The 20,496-nt window shown below is 74.4% G+C and carries 17 protein-coding genes; 9 read left to right on the top strand and 8 right to left on the bottom strand.

Translation table 11 applies throughout. The features are described from left to right. Positions 1 to 24 precede the first annotated feature (24 nt). The 4 genes from AB0924_RS04385 to AB0924_RS04370 form a co-directional block, all read right to left on the bottom strand. Entirely contained in the window at positions 25 to 1,620 is a 1,596-nt protein-coding gene (locus AB0924_RS04385; RefSeq protein WP_366910611.1) for a serine/threonine-protein kinase, read from the bottom strand. Between the two features lie 44 nt (positions 1,621 to 1,664). Then, positions 1,665 to 3,326, bottom strand: coding sequence for a nickel transporter (locus AB0924_RS04380; protein WP_366910610.1), 1,662 nt, complete (start codon positions 3,324 to 3,326; stop codon positions 1,665 to 1,667). After that, on the bottom strand, positions 3,323 to 4,831 hold the full coding sequence (locus AB0924_RS04375) for a hypothetical protein (RefSeq protein ID WP_366910609.1): 1,509 nt from the start codon (positions 4,829 to 4,831) through the stop codon (positions 3,323 to 3,325). Before AB0924_RS04375 ends, AB0924_RS04380 begins: the two co-directional genes overlap by 4 nt. Positions 4,832 to 4,926: 95 nt before the next feature. Continuing rightward, the gene (locus AB0924_RS04370) at positions 4,927 to 6,468 is read right to left on the bottom strand and encodes a DUF4331 domain-containing protein (RefSeq protein ID WP_358934954.1); all 1,542 of its coding nucleotides are present in this window, start codon (positions 6,466 to 6,468) and stop codon (positions 4,927 to 4,929) included. Between the two features lie 215 nt (positions 6,469 to 6,683). On the opposite strand from AB0924_RS04370, the gene AB0924_RS04365 reads away from it, so the two are divergent. The 3 genes from AB0924_RS04365 to AB0924_RS04355 all read left to right on the top strand — a co-directional run bounded on the left by AB0924_RS04365 (position 6,684) and on the right by AB0924_RS04355 (position 8,431). Beyond that, positions 6,684 to 7,226: a sigma-70 family RNA polymerase sigma factor gene (locus AB0924_RS04365; protein ID WP_359547354.1), complete on the top strand. Its 543-nt coding sequence runs from the start codon at positions 6,684 to 6,686 to the stop codon at positions 7,224 to 7,226. Further along, a complete protein-coding gene (locus AB0924_RS04360) occupies positions 7,223 to 8,035 on the top strand; it encodes an anti-sigma factor (RefSeq protein ID WP_358934959.1) in 813 nt (270 codons plus the stop codon). The genes AB0924_RS04365 and AB0924_RS04360 overlap by 4 nt, the downstream gene beginning before the upstream one ends. A 126-nt stretch (positions 8,036 to 8,161) precedes the next feature. Beyond that, complete coding sequence (locus AB0924_RS04355; protein ID WP_358934961.1) at positions 8,162 to 8,431, top strand: hypothetical protein; 270 nt, start codon at positions 8,162 to 8,164, stop codon at positions 8,429 to 8,431. Positions 8,432 to 8,526: 95 nt separating this feature from the next. On the opposite strand, the gene AB0924_RS04350 is transcribed toward AB0924_RS04355, so the two are convergent. Next, positions 8,527 to 9,723, bottom strand: a complete 1,197-nt coding sequence (locus tag AB0924_RS04350; RefSeq protein WP_358934963.1) for a CaiB/BaiF CoA-transferase family protein — start codon at positions 9,721 to 9,723, stop codon at positions 8,527 to 8,529. 69 nt (positions 9,724 to 9,792) lie between these two features. On the opposite strand from AB0924_RS04350, the gene AB0924_RS04345 reads away from it, so the two are divergent. After that, positions 9,793 to 10,233: an aminoglycoside adenylyltransferase gene (locus AB0924_RS04345; protein WP_366910608.1), complete on the top strand. Its 441-nt coding sequence runs from the start codon at positions 9,793 to 9,795 to the stop codon at positions 10,231 to 10,233. Positions 10,234 to 10,318: 85 nt separating this feature from the next. Here AB0924_RS04345 and AB0924_RS04340 read toward each other — a convergent pair whose 3' ends face one another. From AB0924_RS04340 to hmgA, 3 genes are read right to left on the bottom strand one after another with little or no spacing between them, the layout of a single operon-like run. Next, on the bottom strand, positions 10,319 to 11,473 hold the full coding sequence (locus AB0924_RS04340; RefSeq protein WP_358934967.1) for a type ISP restriction/modification enzyme: 1,155 nt from the start codon (positions 11,471 to 11,473) through the stop codon (positions 10,319 to 10,321). A 26-nt stretch (positions 11,474 to 11,499) separates the two neighbouring features. After that, a complete protein-coding gene (locus tag AB0924_RS04335) occupies positions 11,500 to 12,249 on the bottom strand; it encodes a GntR family transcriptional regulator (protein WP_351671076.1) in 750 nt (249 codons plus the stop codon). A 45-nt stretch (positions 12,250 to 12,294) separates the two neighbouring features. Further along, complete coding sequence (gene hmgA, locus AB0924_RS04330; RefSeq protein WP_358934970.1) at positions 12,295 to 13,608, bottom strand: homogentisate 1,2-dioxygenase; 1,314 nt, start codon at positions 13,606 to 13,608, stop codon at positions 12,295 to 12,297. A gap of 166 nt (positions 13,609 to 13,774) precedes the next feature. Between hmgA and AB0924_RS04325 the strand changes: the two genes are divergently transcribed. The 5 genes from AB0924_RS04325 (at position 13,775) to AB0924_RS04305 (ending at position 20,446) form a co-directional block, all read left to right on the top strand. Further along, positions 13,775 to 14,323: a hypothetical protein gene (locus tag AB0924_RS04325; protein WP_358934972.1), complete on the top strand. Its 549-nt coding sequence runs from the start codon at positions 13,775 to 13,777 to the stop codon at positions 14,321 to 14,323. Between the two features lie 228 nt (positions 14,324 to 14,551). Next, on the top strand, positions 14,552 to 15,169 hold the full coding sequence (locus AB0924_RS04320; RefSeq protein WP_366910607.1) for a TetR/AcrR family transcriptional regulator: 618 nt from the start codon (positions 14,552 to 14,554) through the stop codon (positions 15,167 to 15,169). Positions 15,170 to 15,309: 140 nt separating this feature from the next. After that, a complete protein-coding gene (locus tag AB0924_RS04315; RefSeq protein WP_366910606.1) occupies positions 15,310 to 17,562 on the top strand; it encodes a molybdopterin oxidoreductase family protein in 2,253 nt (750 codons plus the stop codon). A gap of 133 nt (positions 17,563 to 17,695) precedes the next feature. Beyond that, positions 17,696 to 19,090 (top strand): citrate:proton symporter, encoded by a 1,395-nt coding sequence (locus tag AB0924_RS04310; RefSeq protein ID WP_366910605.1) that lies wholly within the window; start codon positions 17,696 to 17,698, stop codon positions 19,088 to 19,090. A gap of 111 nt (positions 19,091 to 19,201) precedes the next feature. After that, positions 19,202 to 20,446 carry an MFS transporter gene (locus AB0924_RS04305; protein ID WP_366910604.1) on the top strand — a complete coding sequence of 415 codons (1,245 nt, stop codon included), beginning with the start codon at positions 19,202 to 19,204 and terminating at the stop codon, positions 20,444 to 20,446. Positions 20,447 to 20,496: the final 50 nt, after the last annotated feature.

The following is a 20,496-nucleotide window of genomic DNA, read 5'->3' as shown; positions in this document are numbered from 1 at the left end:
GGGACGACCCGTGGGAGTGAACTCTCAGGGCGAGCCCGAGGGAGACGCGGAGGCCCCGTCCGACGGGGTCTCCGTCGCGGTCGTGCAGGTCACCGAGAACGGCACCGCGTTCGAGGTGGCCCGCACCGGAGCGCGCACCTCCACGCTGATCTCGTTCTCCACCGTCCCGCCGTCGGCGTACGCGGTCACGGTCACCCGCACCTGCCTGCTCCTCCCGCCGTCCGTCGGGAACGTCAGCGTCTTCCACCCCGGGTCGGAGACCGAGCCGTGCGCGAGCACCCACCGGTACTCCACCCGCGCCGGCAGCCGCCCGACGGTGAACGTCGCCGTGAAAGCGGGCGCCTGCGCGTCCGGTGGCGGGCAGCTCCCCGCGTACTCCGTGTGCGCGCCGGCCAGGGTGACGTGCACCGACTGGGCGGGCGCGCTGCTCGGCGCACCGCTGCTCGGCGCGGGCGGCGGTGCGCCGGTGTCCGCGCCTGTGTCCGTGGCGGTGCCGGGAGCGCCGGAGTGCGTGCCGCTCGCCCGGCTGGTGTGTGTGCCGTCGTCCGCCCGGCCGCCGCCGTCGCCGTGGTCGAGGAGGGCATACGTCAGTCCCGCCACCGCCAGCAGGACCGCGACCAGCCCGGCGACGAGCACCGGCCCGGCGCGCCGGCCGCGCTCCGGCCCGGCAGCCGTGGTCCCGGGTTCCGGATTCCCCGCCGGCAGCGGCATCGGCGGGGTGGGGGAGGGCCGGCGCGGCCGGGCCGCGAGCGTCGTGGCGTACGGCGAGGCCGCCGCTCCGGCCGCCGCCGTACCGCCCGCCGCGACGATCCGCAGGTCCCGCTCGGCCTGTTCGGCGGGCAGCCGCTCGGCGGGGTCCTTGCGCAGCAGCCCCTCGATGACCGGTGCCGGCGGCCCGGCCAGGCGCGGGGGCGGCAACTCCTCGTCCACGACGGCACGCAGGGTGCTCAGCGGGGTGTTCTGCCGGAACGGCGAACTGCCCTCGACGGCCGCGTACAGCAGCACGCCCAGCGACCACAGGTCCGACTCCGGGCCCGGGGTGCGTCCCAGCGCCCGCTCCGGCGCGAGGAACTCGGGAGAGCCGATCACCTCTCCGGTCATCGTCAGCGCGGAGCTGCCCTCCACCGTGGCGATGCCGAAGTCGGTCAGCACCACCCGGCCGTCCTCGGCCAGCAGTACGTTGGCCGGCTTCACGTCCCGGTGCAGCACCCCGGCCGCGTGCGCGGCGCGCAGCGCGGCCAGCACCTCGGCGCCGATGTGCGCCGCCCGCGCCGGTGGCAACGGACCCTCGCCGTCCAGCCGGTCGGCCAGCGACAGCCCCCTGACCAGTTCCATCACGATCCAGGGGCGGCCGCCCTCCAGCGCCACGTCGTACACCGTGACCACGTTGCGGTCGGCGACCCGGGCCGCCGCCCACGCCTCGCGCTCCAGGCGCGCGTACATCCGCTCGATGTCGGAGGCGGGCAGTCCCGCCGGGGCCCGTACCTCCTTGACCGCCACCTCGCGGTGCAGCACCTCGTCGCGGGCCCGCCACACGGTGCCCATGCCGCCCTCGCCGAGCGGGGACAGCAGACGGTAGCGGCCCGCGATCACGCGTTCACGGCCCGGTTCTTCGGACACGGGCACCCCCCACGGCATCTGACGTGATTTCTCCACAAAGTAGCTCAACCGACCGCGGATGCCGCCCCCTTGAGCAGCAATCCGGCCCCCAGGGCGACGACGACCAGCGCGGACGCGAGCGGCAGGGTGCGCCGGACCAGTCCGGCCACCGGGTGGGACGTCCAGCGAGGGCGCCGGTCCAGCGCCCGGGCGACGCCCGAGCCCAGCCGGACCACCGCGAACCCGGCCGCCGTCAGCGTCAGCGCGAGACCCGCGCCGTACGCCACGACCAGCAGCAGCCCGAACCAGGCCTTGCCCAGCGCCGCGGCGCCGACCAGGACGACCACGGCGGAGGGGCTGGGCACCAGTCCGCCGGCGAACCCGAGCAGGATCGTGCCGCGCAGGGTGGGGGCGGTGGGGTGGCTGTGGGTGTGGCCGCCGTGGGTGTGCACCACGCCGTCGTGGTGAGCGTGGTGGTGCTCCTCGTGGGGGCGGTGATGGTGGTGTTCCTCTTGATGGCGGTGTCCGTCGTGATGGTGATGCCCGTGGTTCTGCTGTCCGTCGTGGCGGTGTCCGTCGTGGTGGTGGTCGTGGTGCGGGTGACCCGCACCGGCGGTCTCCTCCTCCGCGCCGACCAGCACCAACGGGCGCTCCCGCGGCATCTGTCGAGCCCGCGGACGCGGACGCGTGCGTGCCCGGTCACGCCAGGCCCGGCGCACCAGGCCGGTGCCCGCCGCGAGCACCAGGGCGCCGCCGGCCATGCCCAGCCAGGCGATCACCGAGGGCGTGGCCGCCGACCCGGCCGTGACGAGCAGGCCCAGGGCGACCACGCCCAGGGTGTGCGTCACCGTCACCGACGCGGCCAGGGGCAGCACGTCCCGCAGCCGGGACCGGCCCCCGCGCGCGGCCGCCGTCGCCGCCATCAGGGTCTTGCCGTGCCCCGGGGCCAGGGCGTGCAGGGCACCGAGCGCGACCGCGATGAGCAGCGCCAGCACGGCGAAGCCGAGGGTGAGGTCGTGCCGGGCCACCAGATCGTCCAGGGCGCGGGTCCAGCGGTCGGCGCCCCGGGGCAGGACGGCCGCGCCGGGCGCGTCCTGCCGCTCCTCGGCGAGGGCCGGTCCACCGGGGCGCACCCGCAGGGAGGCGCCGGTGGTGTCGGCCGGCGACGACAGCAGATCCTTGGGATACGTGGTCAGTTCGTGCGAGACGGACCGCTTCGGCACGTCCGTCGCGGTGAGCGTCATACGGTCGCCGCGCGCGGTGATCTCCCGCCAGCCGGGCCCGCCGCCGGCCGCGGCGCCGTGGAAGCCGAGGGCGACCGGCTCACCCTTCGGCAGCGGCGCGGTGAACCGGCACTCCAGACGCAGGGTGTGCAGACCCGCCTGACCCGGCCGCAGCCGGGCCCGGGCGCTCGCGGGGGTCAGCTCGGTTGCGCGGCCCGCGACGGTGAGCGCGCTGTCCCCGGCGGCCTCGGCGCACCGCCGCTCGGCCCACGCGCTCAGGCCGAGCCGCCGGACGGCGGGCCCGGCCTGGGTCGCCGGGATCTCCGCGAGGTCCTCCACGTGGTCCACGCGGAGCTGCCCCGGGGCGGCGACGAGCCCGTCGTACCGGTTCACGGTGAAGTTGCCGAGGGGGTGCGCGCTGGCCGTGGCGGCGGGGAGCAGCGCGAGTCCGCAGGCGGCGGTCAGGACGGCCGCGGCCAGGGCGGCCGGGCGGCGGAGCGTCACTTCGCGGCCTCCAGTGCCTTCCGGGCCCGCGCCGCGCCCAGCGGCGAGAAGCCGGGGTTCAGCCGCAGCGCCGCGCGCAGCGAGGCACGGCCGTCCGCGGTGTGGCCCGTTGCCAGCTCGATCACGCCGCGGTGATGGAGGAAGGCCGCGTTGCGGTAGCCGGTGGCCGTGGCCCGGCGGGCCAGCGGCAGGGCCTCCTCGTCATGGCCGTTGACGTGCAGCGCCCAGGCGAGGGCGTCCGCGGTGTGCACCGTGTGCCGGCGGGCCCACTCGGCGCGGGCCGCGCGCAGCGCGGAGGCCTTGTCGCCGTGGTCGGCGGCGGCCAGCGCGGTGTCCAGGTCGGCGTCGACGCCGTTGGCCCGGGCCAGGGCGGTCCAGGCGTCCACGAGCGCGTACTGCTCGCGCGCCCGCGCCTTGTCGCCGGCCGCGCCCCGGGCCTCGTACAGCTCGCCGAGCGCGACCAGCGGCCCGGGCAGCGGATAGCGGGCGACCACGGCCCGCAGCCCCCGGATCGCCTCGTCCCGGTGCCCGCTCGCCGCCTGCGCCCGGCCCCGGCCCTCCAGCGCCGGCAGGTAGGTGTCGTCGGCGGCCAGGGCCCGGGAGTAGTAGCCGAGCGCGGACGCGTACTGGCCCTGGTTCCAGGCGAGCTGGCCGAGCTGGGCGGCCACGTAGGCGACGTCGCCGGGTGAGGCGGCCGCGTCGAGGGCCTGCCGCAGGACCCGCCGGGCCGCCGGCACGTCACCGCGCAGCTCGCGCACGTACGCGTACCGGGTGAACACCGGTACGCCCGGCCTGCGTTCGTCGGCGGTGCCGGCGGCCCGGGACGCCTCCCCGTACCGGCCGAGTTCCACCAGGGCGTCGATCCGGGAGCACAGGGCGCGTTCGCCGTACGGGTTCTGCCGCAGCGCCCGGTCCGCATAGGTGAGGGCGTCGGCGAAGTCGTGCCGGGCGGCGGCGAGGGCGGCCCGGCCGGCCAGCGCCTGGTCGTTGCCGGGGGCCAGCGCCAGGGACCGCTTCAGGGCCTTCTCGGCCTGCGGGTACCGGGCCGGGTCGCCCTGGGTCCGCGCCTGCTCGACGTAGGCCAGACCGAGCGTGGCCCAGCCGGCGTGGTCCCGGGGCTGCGAGCGCAGATGGGTCTGGAGCGCGGCGACGGCCGCGTCCAGGTTCCCGCCGCCCAGCACCCCGGGGTCCACGGCACCGGAGGCCGCCGCTGGGGCCGTCCGGCCGTCCCGCACGGCCCCGACGGCGATCGCGCCGCCGGTCAGCGCGACCGCCAGCAGCACCGCCGGCCCCGCGAGCCGAGCGGCCCGCCACCGGCGCCCCGCGACCCCCACCCGCCGCACGGCCGCCACCCGCTCCTCGGCCCCGGCCTCGCCCCGCCGCTCGTCCGGCGGTGTGCCGGACTCGGGCCGCGGTGCGGGTTCGCTGCCGGGCGGCGGGGTGCCCGACCCGGCCGTGCGGGCCGAACGCCCGCCGGCCTCCTCGTCGTTCGTGCGCGGGGCCATGCCGTCTCCTGGATCGCCTGGTGCCGGTCGGAAGCGAAAAGGGCGCGGCCCGCCGTGGGGGAAGGAAAACGGGCCGCGCCGGTTCGGGGGGTGGATCAGTACGGGCGCTGCATCCGGCGGCGCCACCAGGCGAGGGCGGTGCCGATCAGCAGGATGCCGGCCGCGCCCGAGGCCGCCGAGGCGGCGATCAGCACGGTGTTACCGGATCCGGAGGAGCCGGCCCCGGCCGGTCGCAGCGCGTCGCCGAGCTGACTGCGCACGTCCGCGCCCTTGGTCGTGCCCTTGGCGAGCGCGCCGCGCGAACCGGCGGTGGGCTCGGCGACGTAGGGGAAGTACTTCTCGAACTTCTTGTCGTTCTTGTCCACCGCGTCGCCCAGGTCGTTCTTGGCGCCGACCAGTTCGCCCTCCACGACCTGGAGCGCCTGGTCGATCACGTCGTCGGTGAGCCGGCGGCCGTTCGGGAAGCCCGCGTTGTCACCGTCCAGGACGCCCAGCCGCTTGGGATGCATGCTCGGCTTGATCGAGGTGTTCAGCCGCAACTGCTCCGAAGGCTTCACGTTCGGCGGCTGGTTGAGGCCCTTGACGCCCTTGAGGAAGACGTCGACCAGGTCGTTGCGCGGCTCGGCGGGCGCCTTGATCTTGTAGATGCCCTCGATGAGCTTCGGCAGCTCGGGGTTGGTCACGTTCTTCAGGAACTGGCCGTCGTACGCGGGCTGCGACGCGTTGAACCTGTCCTTGTCCTTCTGCGGGTTGACGACCTCGTTGACCAGCGGGTTGCCGAGGCGCGAGACCTGCGAGTAGTAGCCCTGCGCGTTGCGGCGCTGGGTGGTCGACCAGATGCCGACGACCGGCTGCTCGCCGGACTCGCGTATCAGGTCGTTGGGCACCTGGAGAGCGATCGTGTTGACGTTGTAGCCCTTGAGCGTGTCCCGGCCGACCTCGGTGAGGTTGCCGCCGTACAGCAGGTCGAACACCCGCAGGTCCAGGAAGAACGGGTCGTCGGCCTGGCCGGCGAAGGTCGCGGCACCGCCCGCCGCCTTGTACACGGCCTGCGAGCGCAGCTTGCCGTAGTCCGGCATGGACGCCTTGCCCACGTTCGACGGCGCCACCGGCACGTCGTCCGCGAGCTTCGTCCGCGACACCTCGTGCTGGTTCTTCATCCGGATCAGGTCGATGTCGTACGTCTGCGTGATGTTGAGGTCCGGGTCGTCCAGGCTGGTGACGGGACCGGTGTTGTAGAGGAACGTGTCCCCGTTCTTCGTGTGCGTCTTGAAGGTGTAGCGGAACAGCAGCTCGCCCTGCGCGTCACCGTTGTTGTCGACGTGGATGTCGTACTGCGCGTCGTCCGCGAACGTGTAGAAGTTCGGGCCGCCGGCCGGTTCCTCGAACGGGATCCAGTCGGCCACGATCGTCGTGGTGTCGGGCTTGTCCGGGCTGACGAACGCGTACAGGTCCGTGTTGTCGTACTGCGGGGTCCCCGAGATCAGCGGGGCCTCGCGGTGGGAGGAGGCGGAGGCCGCCCCGGGTTCCAGCGTGGCGACGCCGGCGGCTGCGAGCCCCCCGGCGGCCAGCGCACCGCAGATGAGCGCGACCAGGCCCTTGCGACCGGTGCCGCTCCTGGAGAAGAGAGGTGTCATGCCGTCCGTCCTCAGTACCGACTTGCTTTGACGGACGGGTATACGGAGCGGGATCGCCGATCGGATTGGTCGGCCGGGGAAATTCTTTTGGACCGCCCTGGACCCGCGTTTTCGGCCCGCGGATGCGTATCAACCGCTGGAGGTGTGCGCTCGTGCGGATGCGTGGAGTCAGAGGCGGGGGCCGGGCCGGCTGCGGCCACGGACGGAGGACCGGGGTGGAGGCGGACGAACTGCTGGTGCTCGTGGCGGGCGGCGACCAGAGGGCGTTCGAGGATCTGTACGGACTGGTGTCCGGACCGGTCTTCGGGCTCGTGCGGCGGGTGGTGCGCGACCCCTCGCAGTCCGAGGAGGTGGCCCAGGAGGTGCTGCTCGAACTGTGGCGCTCCGCGGGCCGGTTCGACCCCCGGCGGGGCAGCGCACTGTCCTGGATCCTCACCCTCGCCCACCGTCGCGCCGTCGACCGGGTGCGCAGCGCACGCGCGGCCGGCGAACGCGAGCAGCGGGAGGCGCTGCGCGCCGGGGAACCGGCCTTTGACCATGTCGCCGAGGAGGTGGAGGCCGGTCTGGAGCGCGAGTGGGTGCGCCGCTGCCTGAACCGGCTCACGGAGCTGCAACGCCAGTCCGTCACCCTCGCCTACTACGACGGCTACACCTACCGTGAAGTGGCCGAGCGGCTCTCGCTGCCGCTCGGCACGGTCAAGACCCGGATGCGCGACGGGCTCACCCGGCTGCGCGACTGCCTGGGAGGTGCCGCGTGAGCATCCTCGGCCGCCTCCTGGGCCGCGGGGACCCGCACTCCCTCGCCGCGCCCTACGCGCTCGACGCGCTCGAACCCGGCGAACGGCGCCGTTTCGAGAAGCACTTGGGCAACTGCGACCGCTGCGCCGCCGAGGCGCGCGCGCTGTCCGAGGGTGCGGTACGCCTCGCCTGGTCCACGGCCGCCCCCGCGCCGGCCGCCCTGCGCGACCGGGTGCTGGCCGCCGTCCGCGCCACCCCGCAGGAGCAGTCGCCCACCCCGGAGCGCGCGCCCCAACTGCCCCCGCACGTCTGGGGCGGCCAGCCCCCGCCCGCGCGCGCCCGTACGCCCCGGGCGCGCCCTCTCCTCGTCCCGTTCGCCACGGCGACCGCCGCCGCGGCCCTCGTCGTCGCCTCCCTCTTCGCCGTCCAGGCGAACCGCACCCAGGACCGGCTCGACGCGGAGCAGACCCGGGCACGTGAGATCGCCCACGTTCTCGCCGCTCCCGACGCCCGCACCACCGCGATCGGGGACGCCCGGGGCCGCGGTATCGGAGTGATCGCTTCCGTATCGGAGGGGCGGGCCGTCGTCACCCTCAGCGGATACGGCACCCCTTCCGGCGGCCGCGTGCACCAGCTCTGGCTCATGCGCCCCCATGCGCTACCGCGCTCCCTGGGCCTCCTCGCGGGCGACACGCCCTTGGTCGCCAAGGGTCTCGGCAGATCCTCGACGTCACTCGCCGTGACCGTCGAGCCCGGCGGTGGCTCGGCGCAGCCCACTGGTCAGCCGGTTGCTCAACTCACCCTGAAAGCGGTCGGATTCGGAGAGTAGTCAGCGAGGAATGGTCAACCTCCTTGTGGGGAAGGTGAATCCTGTGGGCGAGATACACGGGTGCTCCACCGGGGCGATAGGGTTACCCTGCCCGGGCCGGGTGGACTCGTACGGGTGGGGAGTGACATGGAGCAGATAACAGTGCGCAGCAGGGCCAGGGTCCCTGCGATCACCTGCGGGAGCAGTGCGACCAGTTCGCGCCTCGACCGTCATCTGTCGGTGCTGGCGGGTCCCGCCATACCGCAGGTCGAGACGGCCGAGGCCACCTCGCTGATGCGTGAGCTGACGGCACGTGACACCGCGCACCAGCGCAGCGACCGGGGCCGGCGGGTCAGCCGGGTCTCCCTGTTCGCGCCGCTGCGCCGGCTGCGGCGCTCGCTGTTCGGCGGGCACTGAGCCGGCGCCGAGCCGAGTACCGAGCGAACCCCGCGAGGCCCCGCGGGGTCCCTTGAGCAAGGCCGGCGGCCCCGGAGCCCGTCCGGGGCCCGCGCTCAGGCCGCCACACCGTCCCGACGCAAGGCTGCGATCTCGTCGTCCGTCATCCCCACGGCGCGCAGCAGGGAACCGGTGTGCTGTCCGAGCGCGGGCACGTCGCCCATCCGTGCCTCGTCCCCGCCCGGCAGCGTGATGGGAGGCAGCAGCGCCTTCAGCGGCCCGGCGGGCGTACCCACCCGACGCCACCGCTCCCGGGCCGCGAGCTGCGGATGGTCCGCCAGCTCGTGCAGGTCACGCAGGCGCGCGCAGGCGATCCCGGCCTTCTCCAGCAGGGCCAGCGCCTCGTCGGCGCCGAGCGCTCCCAGCGCGTCCGCGACCAGCTCGTCGGTCCGCGCCCGGTTCGCCACCCGGGCCGCGTTCGTCGCGAAGTCCGGGTCCGTCCCCGACTCCGGCCTCCCCATGACCTGTTCGGCCAGCCGGCGCCACTCCCGGTCGTTCTGCACCGACAGCAGCACCCGCCCGCCGTCCGCCGTCGGATAGGCGTCGTAGGGCGCGATGACGGCGTGCGCGAGGCCGGTGCGGGCCGGCGGCTCGCCCCCGTGCATCGCGTGGTGCAGCGGATGCCCCATCCACTCCGCGAGCGCCTCCAGCATCGACACCTCCACCGGCCCGCCCCGGCCGGTGGTGCCCCGCCGGACCAGCGCGGCCAGCACGCCGGAGAAGGCGTACATGGCCGCCGCGATGTCCGCCGCGGGAATGCCCGCCTTGACCGGCTGCCCGGGCGTCCCGGTCACCGACACCAGCCCGGCCTCGCACTGCACGAGCATGTCGTACGCCCGCTTGTCCGCGTACGGGCCCGAACCGCCGTACCCGGAGATGTCCACGGCGATCAGCCGCGGGTGCGCGGCGCACAGCGTGGCCGCGTCCAGCCCCAGCCGGGCGGCGGCACCGTGGGCGAGGTTCTGCACGAACACGTCCGCGTCCGCCACCAGCCGCCGTACGACCGCCAGGCCGCGCGGGTCCTTCAGGTCCAGGGCGATGGACTCCTTGCCGCGGTTGCACCACACGAAGTGCGAGGCGAGACCCCCGGCGGCGGTGTCGTAACCCCGCGCGAAGTCACCGCCGTCGATCCGCTCCACCTTCACGACCCGGGCGCCCAGGTCGGCGAGCTGCCGGGTGGCGAAGGGCGCGGACACGGCCTGTTCGACGGCGACGACGGTGATGCCCTCCAGGGGCAGCGGCAGATGATCCATGAGCCGGATGATCTCCCCTGACCGGCGGTCCTGTCAGTACCCCGCCGGCACGCCCCGTACCGTGACCGCATGGACCGGGACCGCTCCGAACGCCAACTCGCCCTGATCGCAGAGGTACTGGCGGCCACCCGCGGCTCGGGCCCGGCCCTGTGGCTGCGCGGCGGCTGGGCGATGGACTTCTTCCTCGGCGAGGTCACCCGGGACCACGGGGACGTCGACTGGTTCGCCTGGGCGCGGGACGCGGCGGCCCTCACCCGCACCCTGACCCGGCTCGGGCACCGGCCGGTTCCCGGGCCACCGCCCGGCCTCCGGCTCGACTTCACCAGGGAGGGCCTGGACACCAGCTTCACCCTGGTCGACAGGGACGCCGAGGGCCGGATCGTCGTCGCGGGCGGCCCCTGGGCCGGGACGCCCTGGCCCGAAGGGCTGCTCGCCGACGAGCCGGGCCGGATCGGGGGGCGACGGCGCCGATCGCCGCTCCGCGGGTCCAGATCGAGATCAAGCGCATGATGCCCGTCTGGGACCCCTCCCGGCCGCGCCGGGCCAAGGACGCCACCGACATCGCCCGGCTGGAGGCCGCCCTGCCCGACAGGGCCTAGAGCAGGGCGAACTGGCCGTCCGGGCCCTCCTCCCGGTGGTCCAGGACCGAGGCGGGGCGGCGGGCGGCAGCCGGGACCGGCAGGACGCCCGCGCGGCGCAGCCCGGCCGCGGTGACCGGCGAGGTGACCTCCAGGGCGGCGCGCCGCGGGCGCAGTTCCGCCAGCAGGGCCAGGACCGTGACCAGCTCCAGCAACTCCGACGTCCAGTCCTGCGGCCAGGTGGCGGGACGGATCGCGGCCAGGGTGCCCGGTTCCGCCGGAGCGGTTCGGGCCGCGAACCAGGCCTGAAGGACCCGGACGCCGGCCACCTCGTGGTCCCAGGCCTCCGGCGGCACGGGGGAGACCCGGCCCCCGTCGAGGTGCAGCGTCTCCTCCTCGCGGTCGTAGTGCAGGGTGAGGGGCCGTGCGGGCAGGGGCGCGCGGACGTAGGGGCGGCGGCCGCCGGGCAGTTTGGGGCGTTCGCCGTCGCGGCGCATCAGCCACAGCATGCGGCGGCCCAGCTCCACGCCCGCGGCCCAGACATCGGCGTCCCCGGTGAGCGGGACGGTGAGGCCGGGGCGGACCGCCGCCAGGATCCAGGCCAGGACGTCCGCGGCCGTGGGGCGTTCCCCCAGCAGGGCGCCCAGGTGGTCCAGCAGGCCGGGCGTCAGGTTCGGCTCCGTGCCGTCCGGGCGGCGGTACAGCGGCCGGACGCGGCCGGGGCGCAGCAGCGGCAGGAGCGAGGTCGCGAGCAGCGGACCGTCGTCGTCGCCCGTCTCGACCAGGAACACCTGCCGCTCGCCGGCCACCCGCCACAGTTCCGGCCGGGCCACGTCGAGCAGCCGGTGGTCCGGGATGAGCCACTGCTCGTCGAAGGGCGCCGCCAGCACGCGTACCGGCTCGGCGCAGGGGCCCTCGGCGCGCGCCAGCCGTTCGGTGCCGGAGGACTGGCCGGGGAGCTGGCCCACCGCGGAGTGCGCCGTACGGGAGCGGGTCGGCTCGAACAGGGTCTCCCGGTCCTGGCCCCCGGCCCTGAGCAGCGCGTCCCAGCGGGCCCGCAGGGAGCCGGGGTCGGGCGCCGTCGGCCAGGCGCGGCCCGGCCGCGGCGGTGCGACGGACCACGGCATGAGGTCCGCCAGCGGCGGAGCGTCGTCGTGCGTCACGCTGGGCATCGTAGAGCCTGCCGGTGACGGCCGGGTCAGGTGGCGTCCAGGGTCACCGTGAAGGAGAAGCGGTCGCCCCGGTAGTGGATGACCACCACGTCCAGCGCCCGGCCGGCGGCGTCGTAGGTCACGCCCGTGTAGTGCAGGATCGGGCTGAGCAGCGGCACCTGGAGCAGCCGCGCGGTCTCCGGGTCGGCGAGCCGGGCCTCCACGGTGTCCGTGATGCGGCTGATGTCCGCGCCGGCGACGTCCCGCAGCACCTTCGTCATCGGCCAGCGGACCAGGTCCCGCACGTCGATGCGCGCGGCGAGTTCGGGGCGGACGTGGTTGCGGGCGTGGTTGGTCGGCTCGCCGGTCTTCTCGTCGCTGCGCAGCCGGTGGTACGTCGCCACCTCCGCCAGGTCCGGGAAGTGCTCGGCGAGTTCGCCGGTCACGGGGGTGCTGCCCTGCTCCAGCAGTTCGGTCGTCATGCCGGACTGCTGGGCGACGATCGCGTCCACCGAGCCCAGCAGCCGCACCGGGGCGCCGCGTCGCGCATCGGGCTCGATGAACGTGCCGCGCCGCCGGTGCCGGCTGATCAGTCCCTCGTCCTCCAGTTCCTTCAGCGCCTGCCGCATGGTGAGCACGCTCACCCCGTAGTGTTCCGCGAGCCGCTCCTCGGTGGGCAGGCGCAGCGGGTCCCGCGGTGAGCGGCCGAGTATCGAGGCGCGCAGCGACTGCGACACCTGGTACCACAGCGGCAGCTTGCGGTTCAGGACGATCGAATCCGGGGCGAAGGAGGTCACGGGGCTATCCGTACCTGTTCGGGATCGTTCGGTGCAACGGAGTGGTCACAGCGCGCGGAAGTGACGCTCGAGACCCTGCCAGACGTCGTCGTACCGCTGCTGGAGGTGGCCGGCCCCGGCCGCCTGCGGGGCGAGCGTCAGCGGCCAGCGGGTCTCGAACATGAACGCCAGCCCGTCGTCGACCCGCTGCGGCTTCAGCTCGGCCGCGCTCGCCCGGTCGAAGGTCTCCCGGTCCGGGCCGTGCGCCGACATCATGTTGTGCAGCGAGCCGCCGCCCGGTACGAACCCCTCGGCCTTGGCGTCGTAGGCGCCCTCGACGAGGCCCATGTACTCGCTCATCACGTTCCGGTGGAAGTACGGCGGCCGGAAGGTGTCCTCGCCCACCAGCCAGCGCGGGGCGAACACCACGAAGTCGACGCCGGCCAGTCCCGGGGTGTCCGACGGGGAGGTCAGCACCGTGAAGATGGACGGGTCGGGGTGGTCGTAGGAGATGGTGCCGATCACATTGAAACGGCGCAGGTCATAGACGTACGGCACATGGTTGCCGTGCCAGGCGACCACGTCGAGCGGGGAGTGGTCGTACGTGGCGGTCCAGAGGTTGCCGCAGAACTTGTTGACCACCTCCACCGGTCCCTCCACCTCCTCGTACGCGGCGACCGGTGCCCGGAAGTCCCGGGCGTTGGCCAGCCCGTTGGCGCCGATGGGCCCGAGGTCGGGGAGCTGGAACGGCGCCCCGTAGTTCTCGCACACATAGCCGCGGGCCGACTCATCGAGCAGCTCCACACGGAAGCGCACCCCGCGCGGGATCAGCGCCACATGTGCGGGCTCCACATGGAGCCGGCCGAACTCGGTGTGCAGCAGCAGGCCGCCGCGCTCCGGCACGATCAGCAGCTCGCCGTCGGCGTCGGAGAAGACCCGCTCCATCGAGGCGTTGGCGTGGTACAGGTGCACGGCCATGCCGGTGCGCTGGGTCGCGTCGCCGTTGCCGCCCAGCGTCCACAGGCCCGCCAGGAAGTCGGTGCCGGCCGGCGGCTCGGGCAGCGGGTTCCAGCGCAGCCGGTTGGGGTCGGGCACGGTCTCGGTGAAGGGCGCCGTGCGGATCGCGCCGTTGCCGGTGCGCGTGAACGCGGGGTGCGCGGCCGACGGGCGGACCCGGTACAGCCAGGAGCGCCGGTTGTGTGCCCGCGGCTCGGTGAACGCCGTGCCGCTGAGCTGCTCGGCGTACAGGCCGAGCGGCGCCCGCTGCGGCGAGTTGCGGCCTTCGGGCAGGGCGCCCGGCACCGCCTCCGAGGCGTGCTCGTTGCCGAACCCGGTCAGGTACGACAGTCCCTCGGCGGTCTTCCGTGGGTCCCCGCTCATTGATCGCTCCCTTGCGCTCCTGATTCCTATGCATCACCGTAGGAATGGCGGGGGCCGGGCGCAAGAGGGTCCTGGGTTCTCGCGCCGGGTCCACCCGAAGGGGTAGGCCGGGAACCAGACTTCAGGGGGATTCGGGGTGACGGCACGTTGCTCTAGCCTCCCGGGCATGGCATGGAGGACATGGACGGGCAGGGCCCTCACCGCGCTCGCAGTCTCGGTTCTGCTGCCGCTGGGAGCGGGGGGCTGCGGGACCGGCGAGGCGCACGACCGCACCGGTGCCGTCGCGCCGTCGCCGGTGGGCGAGGTCCTGGACGGCACCGACGAGACGGGCCGGCATCTGCGCGAGGCCGGCGGCCGGGGCGCGCCGGAGGTCGCCGTCGAGGTGGCCCCGGACACCGCGGGCGGCTGGGACGTCCGGCTGACGCTGCGCCACTTCCGCTTCTCCGCGCCGGACGCCCGGCCGCGGGCGGTGCCCGGCCGCGGGCTCGTCCGCCTCTTCGTCGACGGCCACCGGGTGGCCCGGCTGCGTGCGCGGGAGTACCACCTGGCCGGCCGGCTCGTCCCGCACGGCACCCACCATGTCACCGCCCGCCTGTACGCCGACGACGGCACGGTGTGGGCCGTCCGCGGCGAGCCGGTGCAGGGCACCGCCGACATCACGGCGTCCGGAGCGGAGGCGCGGCCGGTCACGGACACCGGCACCGCCGGGTCCTGAGCGCGGCCGGTCCCACGCCCCGTCCGGTGAGCGGCGGGTCGTCCCCTCCGCCCTGCCGGCCGGTGCGGCGGCCCCCGGTCCGCCACCTCCGCGGGTGTGACCGCCGCCCCCGTCCCGCACCACTGCCGGGTACGACGGCCGCCCCTGCCCCGCACCCCCGATGAGTGCAACGGCCACCCTTTTCCGTACTGGGGGGCGAGGTTCACCCCACCCCGGCGGAGAGGCATCATGAAGTCCGTGCCCCACGCGACATCGCTTCGCCGCGCGCCCGTCCAGCGGCGCAGCGCCGAACGGCTGACCAGGATCCTCGACGCCTGCGCCGACCTCCTCGACGAGGCCGGCTACGAAGCCCTGAGTACCCGGGCGGTGGCCGCGCGCGCCGAGGTGCCCATCGGATCGGTCTACCGCTTCTTCGGCAACAAGCGGCAGATGGCCGACGCCCTCGCCCAGCGCAACCTGGAGCGGTACACCGAGCGCGTCAGGGAGCGGCTGAAGGGCGAGCGGCGGGGGGACTGGCGGGCCGCCGTGGACGCCGTACTGGACGAGTACCTGGCCATGAAGCGCACCGCGCCGGGCTTCTCCCTCGTGGACTTCGGCAACCAGATCCCGGTCGGCGCCCGGCATGCGGAGCCCAACACCCGGGTCGCCGACCGGCTCACCGACCTGCTCTCCGGCTACCTCGGCCGAAGCCCCGGCGAGGAACTGCGCCGCGTCTTCCTGGTCGCCGTGGAGAGCGCCGACGCCCTCGTTCAGCTCGCCTTCCGGGTCGATCCCGAGGGGGACGAGGCGATCATCCACGAGACCCGCGAACTGCTGCGGGCGTACCTGGGGCGCGTCCTCGACTGAAGGCGGCCCCGCGGCCGCGGCCGTCGCGGGGGCTCCCCTCCATGCCTACCGGTCGGTATGCTCACCTCCCGAGCCCGCCGGAGCCCACCCGGGCCCACCGGGGCGGGCCCGGCACCGCCGCCGAACCTCCGGGAGGACCCGTGCCCCGCACCGCCCTGCGAATCTGTCCCCTGTGCGAGGCCACCTGCGGGCTGACCCTCACCGTCGAGGGCGCCCGGGTCACCGGCGCCCGCGGCGACCGCGAGGACGTCTTCAGCAAGGGCTTCATCTGCCCCAAGGGCGCCGCCTTCGGGGCCGTCGACGGCGACCCGGACCGGCTGCGCGTGCCGCTGGTCCGCGAGGACGGCGCACTGCGCGAGGCCACCTGGGAGGAGGCCTTCGACGCGGTCGCGGCGGGGCTGCGCCCGGTCGTCGAGCGGTACGGGCCGCACGCCCTCGGCGTGGTCCTCGGCAACCCCAACGTGCACACCATGGCCGGTGCCCTCTACCCGCCGGTCCTGCTGGCCGCCCTGCGCACCCGCAGCCTGTTCACCGCCTCCACCGTCGACCAGATGCCCAAGCACGTCTCCAGCGGCCTGCTCTTCGGCGACGCGAACGCCATCCCGGTCCCGGACCTCGACCGCACCGACCACCTGCTGCTGATCGGCGCCAACCCGCTGGAGTCCAACGGAAGTCTGTGCACCGCCCCGGACTTCCCCGGCAGGCTCAAGGCCCTCAGGGCCCGCGGCGGCCGGCTCACCGTGGTGGACCCCCGCCGCACCCGCACCGCGAAACTCGCCGACCGGCACCTCGCGATCCGCCCCGGCACCGACGCCCTGCTGCTCGCCGCGCTGGCCACGGTGCTGTTCGAGGAGGAGCTGACCGACCTCGGCGCGCTCGCCCCGCACGTCCAGGGTGTCGACGAACTCCGCGCGGCCATCGCGGACTTCACCCCCGAGGCGGTGGCCGCGGCCTGCGACCTCGACGCGGACCTCATCCGCACCCTCGCCCGCGAACTGGCCGCCGCCCCCACCGCCGCCGTCTACGCCCGCATCGGAAGCTGCACCGTCCCGCACGGCACCCTCGCCAGCTGGCTGGTCGACGTCCTCAACGTCCTCACCGGCAACCTGGACCGGCCGGGCGGCGCCCTCTTCCCGCAGGCCGCCACCGACCGCACCCCCCGCCCGGCCGGCCCCGGACACGGCTTCGCCCTCGGCCGCTGGCACTCCCGGGTACGGCAGCTGCCGGAGGCGAAGGGCGAGTTGCCGCTCTCCGCGCTCGCCGAGGAGATCGACACCGCGACCGACGAGGGCGAGCCGGTCCGCGCGCTCGTCGTGGTCGCGGCCAACCCGGTGCTGTCCGCGCCCGACGGCGACCGCCTCGACAAGGCCCTGCACTCGCTGGACTTCATGGTCAGCGTCGACCCCTACCTCAACGAGACCTCCCGCCACGCCGACGTCGTACTGCCCCCGCCGCCCCCCTCGCAGAGCCCGCACCACGACTTCGCCTTCAACACCCTCGCCGTGCGCAACCAGGTCCGCTACAGCCCTCCCGCCGTCCCCCTCGAACCCGGCCGCATGGCCGAGACCGAGATCCTCGCCCGGCTGGTCCTGGCCGCGACGGGCATGCACGGCGCCGACCCGGCCGCCGTGGACGCGATGGTCGTCGACCAGACCCTCGGCAAGGCCGTCCGGGAACCCCACTCCCCGGTGCACGGCCGCGATCCGCGGGAACTGGCCGCACAGCTCACCGGGGAGAGCGGCCCCGAGCGGCGGCTCGACCTGATGCTGCGCCTCGGCCCCTACGGCGACGGCTTCGGCGCCCGGCCCGACGGGCTGACGCTGCGCAAACTGCTCGACCACCCGCACGGCATCGACCTCGGCCCGCTGCGCCCGCGCCTGCCGCAGCCCCTGAAGACCGTGAGCGGCAAGGTCGAACTGCTGCCCGCGCCGATCGCCGGCGACCTGCCCCGGCTGCGCGAGGCCCTGCGCGAACGCCCCGCCGCACTGGTCCTCGTCGGCCGCCGCCATCTGCGCTCCAACAACAGCTGGATGCACAACGTGCCCGCCCTCACCGGCGGCAGCAACCGCTGCACCCTGCAGCTCAACCCGCGCGACGCCGCACGCCTCGGCATAGCGGACGGGGAACCGGTACGGGTCAAGGGCGCCGGGGGAGAGGTGACCGCGCCCGCCGAGGTCACCGACGCGGTCCGGCCGGGCGTGGTGAGCCTGCCGCACGGCTGGGGCCACGACCGCCCCGGCGTCCGGCTGAGCCACGCCGGCACCGACCCCGGCGTCAACGTCAACCAGCTCCTCGACGGCAGCCTGCTCGACCCGCTCTCCGGCAACGCGGTCCTCAACGGAGTGCCGGTCGAGGTGGCGGCCGCGTCCGAACAGCTCACCACGCTGACCTGAGCAAAGCTGTGACCTGGACTTTCGCGCTTATTGCTCGCGTGTCAACCACTTGTTAACGCCGTTTGACGGAACCTAACGTCGTCGCACCGCCGGCCCCAGGTGGGATGTTCAAGGGCGAACGTTAGGTATCCACATGCTGACCATCCTCGGCTTCGCCATGATCGCGACCTTCCTGGTCCTGATCATGCTGAAGAAGATGTCGCCGATCGCGGCGCTCGTGCTCATACCGGCACTCTTCTGTGTCTTCGTGGGCAAGGGCGCCCACCTCGGCGACTACGTCATCGACGGCGTCACCGGCCTCGCCCCCACCGCGGCGATGCTCATGTTCGCGATCGTCTACTTCGGTGTGATGATCGACGTCGGCCTCTTCGACCCGGTCGTCCGGGGCATCCTGAGGTTCTGCAAGGCCGACCCGCTGCGCATCGTCGTCGGCACGGCCGTCCTGGCCGCGATCGTCTCCCTCGACGGCGACGGCTCCACCACCTTCATGATCACCGTCTCGGCGATGTACCCGCTGTACAAGCGGCTGAAGATGAGCCTGGTCGTGATGACCGGCGTGGCGGCCATGGCCAACGGCGTGATGAACACCCTCCCGTGGGGCGGCCCGACCGCGCGCGCCGCGACGGCGCTGAAGCTGGACGCGAGCGACATCTTCGTCCCGATGATCCCGGCCCTGGCCACGGGCCTGCTGTTCGTCCTCGTCCTCGCCTACGTCCTCGGCCGGCGCGAGCGCAAGCGGCTCGGCGTGCTCACCCTGGACGAGGCCCTGGTGAAGGCGCCCGAGACGGAGACCGTGCTGGTCGGCGCCGGCTCCGGGAAGACCCCGGCGCGCACCGCGGGCGCCGGCTCCGGCGGGGGCCTGCCCGAGGCGCCCGAGGGCGAGGGCTTCCAGGGCCTCGACCCCGAACGCGCCACCCTGCGGCCCAAGCTGTACTGGTTCAACGCCCTGCTCACGGTCGCCCTGCTCACCGCCATGATCATGGAGTGGCTGCCGATCCCGGTGCTGTTCCTGCTCGGCGCCGCCCTCGCGCTGACCGTCAACTTCCCGCACATGCCGGACCAGAAGGCCCGGATCGCCGCGCACGCCGAGAACGTCCTGAACGTCTCCGGCATGGTCTTCGCCGCCGCCGTGTTCACCGGCGTGCTCCAGGGCACCGGCATGGTGGACCACATGGCCGAGTGGCTGGTGCGCAACATCCCCGACGGGATGGGCCCGCACATGGCCCTCGTCACCGGCGTGCTGAGCATTCCGCTCACGTACTTCATGTCCAACGACGGCTTCTACTTCGGCATCCTGCCGGTGCTCGCCGAGGCGGGCCAGGCGCACGGCGTCTCCGCCGTGGAGATCGCCCGCGCCTCGATCGTCGGCCAGCCGCTGCACATGTCCAGCCCGCTCGTCCCGGCCGTGTACGTCCTCGTGGGCATGGCCAAGGTCGAGTTCGGCGACCACACCCGGTTCGTCGTGAAGTGGGCCGTGCTCACCTCCCTGGTGGTGCTCGGCGCGGGCGTCGTCTTCGGCATCCTCTGAGCCCCCGGAAGCCCCCTTCGGGAAGCCCCCTTCGGGAAGCCCCCTTCGGGAAGTCCCCGAACAGTCACCCGGGAAGTCACCCGGAAACATCTCCCAGAAGGAGAACGTCCCATGACGCCCGGTGGGAACCGCGGCTGGCTGCTCCGCCTCGTCGTCGCCTTCGGTCTCGCGCAGGGGGCGGTGTCGATGGCCCGGCCCGCCGTCTCCTACCGGGCGCTCGCGCTGGGCGCCGACGAGCGGGCGGTCGGTGTCATCGCCGGGGTGTACGCCCTGCTCCCGCTGTTCGCGGCGGTGCCGCTCGGCCGCCGTACCGACCACGGCCGCTGCGCTCCGCTGCTCCCGGTGGGGGTCGTCCTCATCTCCGGGGGCTGCGTACTGAGCGGACTGGCCGGCTCCCTGTGGGCGACGGCCCTGTGGAGCGGGGTGATGGGGCTCGGGCACCTCAGCTTCGTGATCGGCGCCCAGTCGCTGGTGGCCCGGCAGTCCGCGCCGCAGGAACAGGACCGCAACTTCGGGCACTTCACCATCGGCGCCTCTCTCGGCCAGCTCGTCGGGCCGATCGCCGCGGGCGCCCTCATCGGCGGCCCCGACATGGTCGGCAGCAGCGCGCTCGCCCTCGTCATGGCGGGCGCGGGCGGGGCGCTCGCGCTCACCTCGCTGTGGCGCATCGAGGACCGTACGGCCGTCAACTCCCTGTCTACGCAAGGTGGCAGAGTGCCGGTCGGCGGGATCCTGCGCGCCCGGGGCGTGCCCGCCGGGATGCTCATCAGTCTCTCCGTGCTCTCCGCCACCGACATCCTCACCGCCTATCTCCCGGTGGTCGGCGAGCACCGGGGCATCGCCCCCGCGGTGATCGGTGTCCTGCTCAGCCTGCGCGCCGGGGCCACCATCGCCTGCCGGCTGGTCCTCACCCCGCTGCTGCGGCTGCTGGGCCGCCCCGCGCTGCTCACCGCGACCTGCTTCCTGGCGGCCGTGCTCTGCGCGGGGGTGGCCGTGCCGGTGCCGGTGTGGGCGCTCGGCGCGATGCTCACCGTCCTCGGTTTCTGCCTCGGCGTCGGACAGCCGCTGTCCATGACGACGGTCGTGCAGGCCGCCCCGGCCGGCGCCCGCTCCACCGCGCTCGCCCTGCGCCTGACCGGCAACCGGCTCGGCCAGGTAGCCGCACCGGCCGCGGCGGGCCTGGTCGCGGGCGTGGCCGGAGTGGCCGCGCCCTTCGTGATGCTGGGGGCGCTGCTGCTGCTGTCCTCGGCGGTGGCGGTGCGGTCGCCGGAGGGCGGAAAGCGGCCCCCGGAGGCCGGTCCGGCCTCGGAGGCGGGCCGGAAGGGACCGGCGTTGCGCCGCACGAGCGATATCTGACGGCGCGTCCGGCGTTGGTGCCGCGGGCCGTGGAGCGCATGCGTGAGAGT

It is taken from the genome of Streptomyces sp. NPDC047869 (assembly GCF_040704065.1).
Taxonomy (GTDB): domain Bacteria; phylum Actinomycetota; class Actinomycetes; order Streptomycetales; family Streptomycetaceae; genus Streptomyces.
Note: the sequence above shows the minus strand (reverse complement) of the source record. Positions and strands in the feature narration are given on the sequence as shown.

What these genes read in the sequence shown, in the direction of transcription:
- AB0924_RS04345 (WP_366910608.1), top strand. Translation starts at nt 9,793, where the DNA reads ATGGACCGGGACCGCTCCGAACGCCAACTCGCCCTGATCGCAGAGGTA.
- AB0924_RS04325 (WP_358934972.1), top strand. Translation starts at nt 13,775, where the DNA reads ATGGCATGGAGGACATGGACGGGCAGGGCCCTCACCGCGCTCGCAGTC.
- AB0924_RS04375 (WP_366910609.1), bottom strand. Translation starts at nt 4,831, where the DNA reads ATGGCCCCGCGCACGAACGACGAGGAGGCCGGCGGGCGTTCGGCCCGC.
- AB0924_RS04320 (WP_366910607.1), top strand. Translation starts at nt 14,552, where the DNA reads ATGAAGTCCGTGCCCCACGCGACATCGCTTCGCCGCGCGCCCGTCCAG.
- AB0924_RS04310 (WP_366910605.1), top strand. Translation starts at nt 17,696, where the DNA reads ATGCTGACCATCCTCGGCTTCGCCATGATCGCGACCTTCCTGGTCCTG.
- AB0924_RS04340 (WP_358934967.1), bottom strand. Translation starts at nt 11,473, where the DNA reads ATGCCCAGCGTGACGCACGACGACGCTCCGCCGCTGGCGGACCTCATG.
- AB0924_RS04355 (WP_358934961.1), top strand. Translation starts at nt 8,162, where the DNA reads ATGGAGCAGATAACAGTGCGCAGCAGGGCCAGGGTCCCTGCGATCACC.
- AB0924_RS04350 (WP_358934963.1), bottom strand. Translation starts at nt 9,723, where the DNA reads ATGGATCATCTGCCGCTGCCCCTGGAGGGCATCACCGTCGTCGCCGTC.
- AB0924_RS04370 (WP_358934954.1), bottom strand. Translation starts at nt 6,468, where the DNA reads ATGACACCTCTCTTCTCCAGGAGCGGCACCGGTCGCAAGGGCCTGGTC.
- AB0924_RS04305 (WP_366910604.1), top strand. Translation starts at nt 19,202, where the DNA reads ATGACGCCCGGTGGGAACCGCGGCTGGCTGCTCCGCCTCGTCGTCGCC.
- hmgA (WP_358934970.1), bottom strand. Translation starts at nt 13,608, where the DNA reads ATGAGCGGGGACCCACGGAAGACCGCCGAGGGACTGTCGTACCTGACC.